Below are 7,112 nucleotides of genomic sequence, written 5' to 3'. Positions count from 1 at the left end.
TCCGAGTACAGACCGAAATCCTGGGCCGCCAGGAACTTCGAAGCCTCGGCGACGTCGTCGAAACCCGCCATCCGTTCACTGATCCGATCACGCAACATCTGCACATGCAGAAGCTGTTTGGCGTAATCCCACTCGTACAGGGCACGGTTGTCGTCGAGACCCTCGTAGCACTGCAACCGGACGAGCTTGCGGCCGGCGGCTTCGGCCAGCGACTTCGCCAGTTCCGTCTTACCCACCCCGGCCGGCCCCTCGAGCAACAGCGGACGTTCGAGTGCGGTCGCGAGGTGCACCACCACGGCGAACTCGTCGTCCGCGATGTAGTCGACGTCCCGCAGCGCCTCCTTCAACTCTGCGCCGTCGGCAAAGCAGACATCGGCCGGTTCCGGGACTGGGTGCGGTGCGGTCATGGTCGGGCGTCCGTCCTTCGTGAGCGAGTCTCGGCGGGAACGCATCCGGGGCGGGGTCGGCTGGGACTTCGGGCCCGCCCCGGACACGGCTGGTTGGTGTCGGTCAGTACGAATTGTTGATCGCGTGGTCGACCACCGGGATCATCGATTCGACCGTCACCTCGCGCGGGTTTCCGGGCGTGCACCAGTCGTCCTGGATGTGCTCCGAGATGGCGCGCACAGTCTTCTCGTCGCCGCGGATGGTGTCGCCGCGACCCTCGTACTTCTTGGTGTTCATCTGGTTCTTCTCGTACGAGTCGGTGCGCACCTGACCGAAGTTGTCCGGGATCCCGACGTCCTTGGCCAGCCGGATCGCGGCCTCGACGGCGGCGTCGGCTGCCTGCACCGTCGTGAGGTTCCGGGTGTCGACGCCCAGCGCGCCCGCCAGTTGGGCGTACCGCTCGTAGCGCGACGGCAGGTTGTACTCCCAGACCCGCGGCAACGCGATCGCGTTGTTGAGGCCGTGGTGGCTGTCGAAGAAGGCACTGACCGCATGCGAGATGGAGTGCACGATACCGAGGCCGCCGGAGTTGAACGCCTGACCGGCGATGTACTGCGCATTCATCATTCCCTCTCGGGCCTTCAGGTTGCGCGGCTCGAAGACCGCCTCGCGCAAGTTCTTCGCCACCAGTTCGACGGAGTAGAGAGCATTTCCGAGGGACGGCGCGAAGTCGAGGCGCGACACGAAAGGCTCACTTCCGTGCGCGAGGACGTCGAAGCCGCAGTACGCGGTGAAGTGCTGCGGGCAGGTGTAGTACAGCAGCGGATCGTCGATCGCAAGTGTCACGATGGTCGCCTCGTCGAAACCCACCCACTTGTGCGGGTTGTTCATGTCGGAGGTGTCGGTGATGACATAGGCCCAGGACGTTTCCGAACCCGTACCGGCCGTGGTGGACACGGCGATGTGCGGCGGGTTCTCCTTGTTGGTGGACTTCGCGAATCCCTCGAACTCGTTGATGTTGCGCCCGTCGTGCGCGACGACGACACGCGCACCCTTGGCGGCGTCGTGGCTCGAGCCGCCACCGACCGAGATGATCGAGTCGCACTTCTCCTTCTGGTAGAGCGCGGCGGCCTCCATGACGTTGTAGTCCTTCGGGTTGGACTCCACCTTGTCGTAGAGGACCACCTCGACGCCCTGGTATTCGATCTTGCCGACGAGTTCCTCGATGATGCCCGATCCGCGCAGGCCGGTGGTCATGAGGAGGGTGCGCTTGAACCCGAGGTTCTTGGCCTCCACACCGATGATGTCGTGGGCTCCCACCCCCATCAGTGCTCGCGGGAACGGATGGAACTCCTTGATGGGGAAGTCCCAGATCTGGTTGAGCTCGATGGCCATTGCCGTCTCCTCGATTGTCGGTTCCGAACTGAACGGTGTGTGGGAGGTGAAAGAGTGCCGACGTCGGGCTTGTGATCGACGTCTCACCCGGAACTCACTGTGACGCAACCTCGACCCCGGGCACAGGCCCTGGTGTTCGAACCGTCCGATCGCGGCGAAGAGACTGCCCGAACGGGTAGTGGCGGACAGGACGAAGCGGAGGGGACGCCCCTCGATACGCTTGCGTCTGCACCGCCGAGGCACGCACTGGGAAAAAACTAGAACCTGTTCTATATTTGGAGCGAGTGTTCGAGCGCTCCGGCGCCGGACGAAGACGAGAGGACGACACACCCGATGACAACTGTCGACGTACCGCACAGCTCACGATCTGCGGTACTCACCGTGTCCGGCGTCGTGGACGAGACTCGCGACACCCGATCACTGGTCTTCGACGTGCCCGCCGATCTCGCCGACAAGTTCAGGTACAAGCCCGGCCAGTTCCTCACGCTCCGCATACCCAGCGATCAGACCGGATCCGTGGCCCGGTGTTACTCGCTCGCCAGTTCGCCGTTCACCGATGCCGCACCGAAGGTCACCGTCAAGCGCACCGCGGACGGCTACGGATCCAACTGGCTCTGCGACAACGTCGCCGTCGGGGACGCTCTCGAAGTCCTTCCGCCGTCGGGTGTGTTCACCCCGAAGTCGCTGGACCACGACTTCCTCCTCTTCGCTGCAGGTAGCGGCATCACCCCCGTGATCTCGATCCTCAAGGCGGCCCTCACCGAGGGCACCGGCAAGGTCGTGCTCTTCTACGCGAACCGTGACGAGAAATCCGTCATCTTCGCGGAGGAACTGCGCACACTGGCCGGCCGGTACCCCTCGCGACTCGTCTCGATCCACTGGCTCGAAACCGTGCAGGGGCTACCCGGCGTCGACCAGCTCGCCTCCGCGATCGCGCCCTATCTCGGGCACGAGGCGTTCATGTGCGGTCCGGCACCGTTCATGGACACCGTCCACAAGGCCCTCGCCGACGCCGGGATGCCGCGCAGCCAAGTGCACGCCGAAGTGTTCAACTCGCTGGCAGGCGATCCGTTCCGTGACGTCGATGTCGTGGAAGTCACCGAGGACGAGGCGGCCGACTCCGCCACGGTGGAGGTGGAACTCGACGGCGAGACCCACAACCTGACCTGGCCGCGCAAGCAAACGCTCGTCGACATCATGCTCGCCAAGGGAATCGACGTTCCGTATTCCTGCCAGGAGGGCGAGTGCGGGTCCTGCGCCTGCACAGTCCTCGAGGGCAAGGTGGAGATGGACAACAGCGAGATCCTCGATCCGGAAGACATCGAGAACGGGTACATCCTGGGCTGCCAGGCCCACCCCGTAACGGACCATCTCAAGATCGAGTTCTGAGCGGGCTACCCGCTAGCGCCGTGCGCGGTAGCGGGCCCGGTCCTCCGCCGTCAAATGCTCACAGGCATACGAGAGCGCGGTGCGGCCCATCTCGGCCGCGTGCCGGTCGAGGAAACCGGTAAGCAGATCCCGGTCCACCCTTTTGCCGACCTCCCGCAGCATCCATCCGGCGGCCTTCTGGATGAGGTCGCGGCGGTCGGCAAGGACCCGCTCCGCCACCTCGAGCGTGGTGGATGCATCACCGCGCCGGAGGAACGCGAAGGTGCTGAGCAGTGACACCCGGCGACGCCACAGGTCGCCGTCCGCGGCCAGCGCGAAGAGCACGTCCCGCGGCCTGTCACACAACCACTCCCCCAGAATGTGATCAGCCGACGCATCGACGAGGTCCCAGTTGTTCACTCTGCCCCGCATCACAAGGTCGAGGTAGAAATCGGCGATCTTCTCGCATAGCGCCTCGTCTCCTGCGCCGGCCGACCTCTCGAACTGCGCGACGAGAACGAGGAGACCCGCCAGGCGATGCTCGTGTACCGGACTGTCCAGCAGGACACCGACTTCGGACAGATCCAGATCGGAATGCCGACGAACGACAATGCGTGTTCCTGGCACCCGGACTCCGATGAACACATCCCCTTCGCCGTACTCTCCCGGACCGGTCTTGAAGAACCGTGCCAGATTCGCTGCATCGCGGTCGTCCGCCAGATTCGCGAGGGCCTGCTTCACATCGTCCGCCGTGGAGGTCACGAGAGCACTGTCCCACAGCCGCCCGACAGGCCCGGCGGATCACCGGGATGAAGATCACAAAACATGCTCTGACCTGGGCTGTCCCGTTATATGAATGCAACCGGGTCCACTATTGATCGGGCGGTCAGTCAGGCGTGTACTCGAAGTGGACACAATCCACTCGAGGAGGCTGGACATGAAATCGTGGAGTCGTATGCAGGATGTTGCGGCGATCGTGATCGGAGTCTTTGCGGCGATCTCGCCGATCTGGCTCGACACCAACAACGCCGCGATGTGGTCACTCATCGTTCTCGGTGCGCTCGTGGCACTGTCCGGTCTGGTCCACATGTACCGGCCGGACATGACGGTGGCCGAGTACGGAATGGCCCTCTTCGGTGTGCTGTTGTTCCTCGCCCCCTGGGTGATGAACTTCGACTCGCTGCGGGGCGCCTCGTGGACCGCATGGGTGGTCGGTGTACTGACAGTCGTCGTGGCTGTCACCGGTATGCCGGTGATGAGTGCTCGGATGCACGGACACGGAGGCATCGCCGCGCACTGATCGGATCCGTGACAACCGTCGAGAACAACGATTCGGGCGGGGCGCAGACCAGGTGAGAGGTGATCTTCCCGTGGCCTTCGCCCCGCCCTTCACGTCCGGATGCACACCATGCCCACACCACACTTCGGTAAGACCGGTCCCCCCGAGTCCCGCAAGGGCCGCCGGCGGCGTAGCGCGAAGGTAGACGGTAACGCTCGCGAACTCATCCTCGATGCAGCCGAAAACCTGATTGCCAGAAACGGATTCGATGCCACCTCCACCGCGTCCATCGCATCCGCCGCGTACGTCCCGAAAGGCCTGGTGTTCTACTATTTTCCCGCCAAGACCGACATCCTCCTGGCACTGCTGTCCGAACGGCTGCCGATCGAACCATTCGCAGACGTGGATCCGCTGGTCAGTCCGGGCGATCCCGCAGCGAGCCTGGTGAATCTCGACACCGCGTTCAACACGCGCGATCACCAGGTGATGCGTGTGATTCTGTGGCGGGAGGCCGACACCCACCCGGATGTGCGTGCGCACCTACGGCGCTTTCTCGACAACCTCGGCGATCTCACGGTACGTCTGCTGAAGGCCAGCTCACCGTTCCCCGTGCGGGAAGGCACGCTCCGTGCGTGCGCCAACGCCTGGGTGAGCGCGATGTTCTCGTTGGCCGGCTACGAGCGCCTGCGCGAGCAGGACGGGCTGTCCCACAGGCAGGACGAAGAGTTGAACAACGTCGCGCGCGTGGTGGCCGCCGGGATGGTTCAGCTGGGCTGAGCGGATCCGGTGAGCAGCCGACCGGCCGGGAACGCCCCCGCGCTCGCCGGAAGCCGCCCGGCGCGTCCGCTGAGAAAGACCTCGATGGTTCCGTCGCCAGTCACAGCCCGTCCGAGCGCGTCGATGCGGCGAAGAGTCTGCGTCGCGACGGCCTCGGCGCTGTCGAACAACCGCACACCTACCGGCAGCTGCGCCGCGATTTCCTCGGCGACGAGAGGGTAGTGAGTGCATCCGAGCACCACCCCGCCCACATCGCCCGGTGTGCGTTCGACCGCCGACGCAATGGCCGCGGACACGGTGGCCCGGTCGCCCCGATCGATGGCGTCGGCAAGTCCGTGACAGGCAACGCCGACCACGGAACTCCCGTTACCGAACCGATCGATCAGATCGGCCTGATAGCGACTCGCGGTGGTGGCCGCGGTGGCCCAGATGGCCACGGACTCACAGACGGCAGCGGCCGGCTTGATGGCGGGCACCGTGCCGATCACCGGCACGTCCTCGCCCACGAAGTCACGGACGTGCTCGAGGGCCGTGACGCTCGCCGTGTTGCACGGCAGGACGATCACGTCGGCGCCGTGGTCGAGAGAGCGCTCCACGGTCATGAGCACCCGATCGATCACCCACTGCTCCGGTTTGGGACCCCACGGAGCCCCCTCCGGGTCCAGCGCGAGGATCAGATCCAGCTCGGGCCGCAACTTGCGGAGCCACGCCGACGTCGGCAACATCCCCAGGCCTGAGTCGATGAGCGCAACGATCACCCGATGAATCTATCGCGACCACCCGGACGCCCCCGAGCCGACACGGCGTCCGGGCCGGGTGACACGGCGCCCGCGCCTAGGTGGATACCGCCTCGAGGACCTCGGAGATCGGTGTCCGCGACGCGATCTTGCCGCGCATCTTCATGACGGCACCTGCCATGCCGGCGCCGACCACGCCGGTGAGAATGCCGTCACGCTCGTAGTAGGCGAGAAATTTGCGTCCGTCGTCCTGGACCACGTGCACCTCGTCGGTGGCGGCCACCGTTCCCAGCGCCTGGATCTTCAGGTTGTACTGATCGCTCCAGAAATAGGGCACCTGCTCTCCAGGAGCTTGCTCGCTGCCCATCAACGCGGCGGTGAGGACCTTGGCCTGCTCGCCGGCGTTGGTCCAATGCTCGACGCGCTTTCGCCCACCGACCTGCAACTGCCACGCGGCGACATCCCCGACCGCCCATACGTGCGGGACCGCGGTCCGGCCCACTTCGTCGCACACCACGCCGTTGTCGAGCTCGATGCCCGAACCGTCCAGCCACGCCGTGACAGGAACCGATCCCACTCCGATCGCGACGACGTCGACGTCGACCTCACTTCCGTCCCCGAGTACCGCACCGGTGACCTGATCGGTACCGATCAGCGAGGTCAGGCCGACTCCGGTACGCAGATCGACACCTTCGTCGACGTGCAGCCGGGCGACCAATCCGCCGATCTTCTCCCCGAGCACCGACGCGAGCGGCGTCGGCTGCGGTTCCACCAGCACCACGTCGAGTCCGCCTGCGCGCATGCTCGCCGCCAGTTCACAGCCGATGAAGCCGGCGCCGACGATCAGAGCCCGCTTGGCCTCCGCGAGATCCGCCCGCAGAGCAAGGCACTCGTCGATCGAGCGGAGCACGTGGACCCCAGTCATCTCCGGCAATCCCGGGATGCGCCGGGGAACCAGACCGGTAGCGATCACCAGCTCGTCGTAACCCAACTCGGAACCGTCGGCCAGTCTCAGAATGCGGGATCCGGTATCGACCGAGACCGCCTCGACCCCCAGCCGCAGTTCGATGTTCTGTTCGTCGAAGAATTCCTGCGGCCTCAGCGTGGTGTCGCTCCTCTCCCCACGCACCACTTCCTTCGACAACGGGGGGCGATCGTAGGGCAGGTGT

The 7,112-nt window shown here is 65.2% G+C and carries 8 protein-coding genes; 3 read left to right on the top strand and 5 right to left on the bottom strand.

The window, feature by feature from the left end; all coding sequences use genetic code 11:
• Both WAW17_RS22525 and mdo read right to left on the bottom strand, forming a co-directional pair.
• A partial coding sequence (locus tag WAW17_RS22525; protein ID WP_422335132.1) for an AAA family ATPase occupies window positions 1-407 on the bottom strand: 407 nt, incomplete at its 3' end.
• 103 nt (window positions 408-510) lie between these two features.
• A complete protein-coding gene (mdo, locus tag WAW17_RS22520) occupies window positions 511-1,782 on the bottom strand; it encodes an NDMA-dependent methanol dehydrogenase (RefSeq protein WP_422335131.1) in 1,272 nt (423 codons plus the stop codon).
• A gap of 333 nt (window positions 1,783-2,115) precedes the next feature.
• Between mdo and WAW17_RS22515 the strand changes: the two genes are divergently transcribed.
• Window positions 2,116-3,171, top strand: coding sequence for a 2Fe-2S iron-sulfur cluster-binding protein (locus WAW17_RS22515; protein WP_422335130.1), 1,056 nt, complete (start codon window positions 2,116-2,118; stop codon window positions 3,169-3,171).
• Window positions 3,172-3,183: 12 nt separating this feature from the next.
• Here WAW17_RS22515 and WAW17_RS22510 read toward each other — a convergent pair whose 3' ends face one another.
• Window positions 3,184-3,912 (bottom strand): DNA alkylation repair protein, encoded by a 729-nt coding sequence (locus WAW17_RS22510; protein WP_422335129.1) that lies wholly within the window; start codon window positions 3,910-3,912, stop codon window positions 3,184-3,186.
• A 175-nt stretch (window positions 3,913-4,087) separates the two neighbouring features.
• Here WAW17_RS22510 and WAW17_RS22505 point away from each other — a divergent pair, with 175 nt between their 5' ends.
• Entirely contained in the window at window positions 4,088-4,450 is a 363-nt protein-coding gene (locus WAW17_RS22505) for an SPW repeat domain-containing protein (protein ID WP_422335128.1), read from the top strand.
• Window positions 4,451-4,558: 108 nt separating this feature from the next.
• Window positions 4,559-5,206, top strand: a complete 648-nt coding sequence (locus tag WAW17_RS22500; protein ID WP_422335127.1) for a TetR/AcrR family transcriptional regulator — start codon at window positions 4,559-4,561, stop codon at window positions 5,204-5,206.
• Here WAW17_RS22500 and WAW17_RS22495 read toward each other — a convergent pair.
• Window positions 5,194-5,964: a glutamate racemase gene (locus tag WAW17_RS22495; RefSeq protein WP_422335126.1), complete on the bottom strand. Its 771-nt coding sequence runs from the start codon at window positions 5,962-5,964 to the stop codon at window positions 5,194-5,196. The two genes, WAW17_RS22500 and WAW17_RS22495, sit on opposite strands and share 13 nt — an antisense overlap.
• A gap of 76 nt (window positions 5,965-6,040) precedes the next feature.
• Window positions 6,041-7,112: NAD(P)/FAD-dependent oxidoreductase (locus tag WAW17_RS22490; RefSeq protein WP_422335125.1), on the bottom strand; the 1,072-nt coding region annotated here is incomplete at its 5' end.

The organism is Rhodococcus sp. (in: high G+C Gram-positive bacteria), assembly GCF_049286785.1.
In the GTDB taxonomy this organism is placed as follows: Bacteria; Actinomycetota; Actinomycetes; order Mycobacteriales; family Mycobacteriaceae; genus Rhodococcus_F.
The sequence above is the reverse complement of the archived record's forward strand: the minus strand, read 5'-3'. Positions and strand labels throughout refer to the sequence as shown.

Coding starts and splice junctions, on each gene's coding strand:
- WAW17_RS22505 (WP_422335128.1), top strand. CDS start 4,088: ATGAAATCGTGGAGTCGTATGCAGGATGTTGCGGCGATCGTGATCGGA.
- mdo (WP_422335131.1), bottom strand. CDS start 1,782: ATGGCCATCGAGCTCAACCAGATCTGGGACTTCCCCATCAAGGAGTTC.
- WAW17_RS22500 (WP_422335127.1), top strand. CDS start 4,559: ATGCCCACACCACACTTCGGTAAGACCGGTCCCCCCGAGTCCCGCAAG.
- WAW17_RS22515 (WP_422335130.1), top strand. CDS start 2,116: ATGACAACTGTCGACGTACCGCACAGCTCACGATCTGCGGTACTCACC.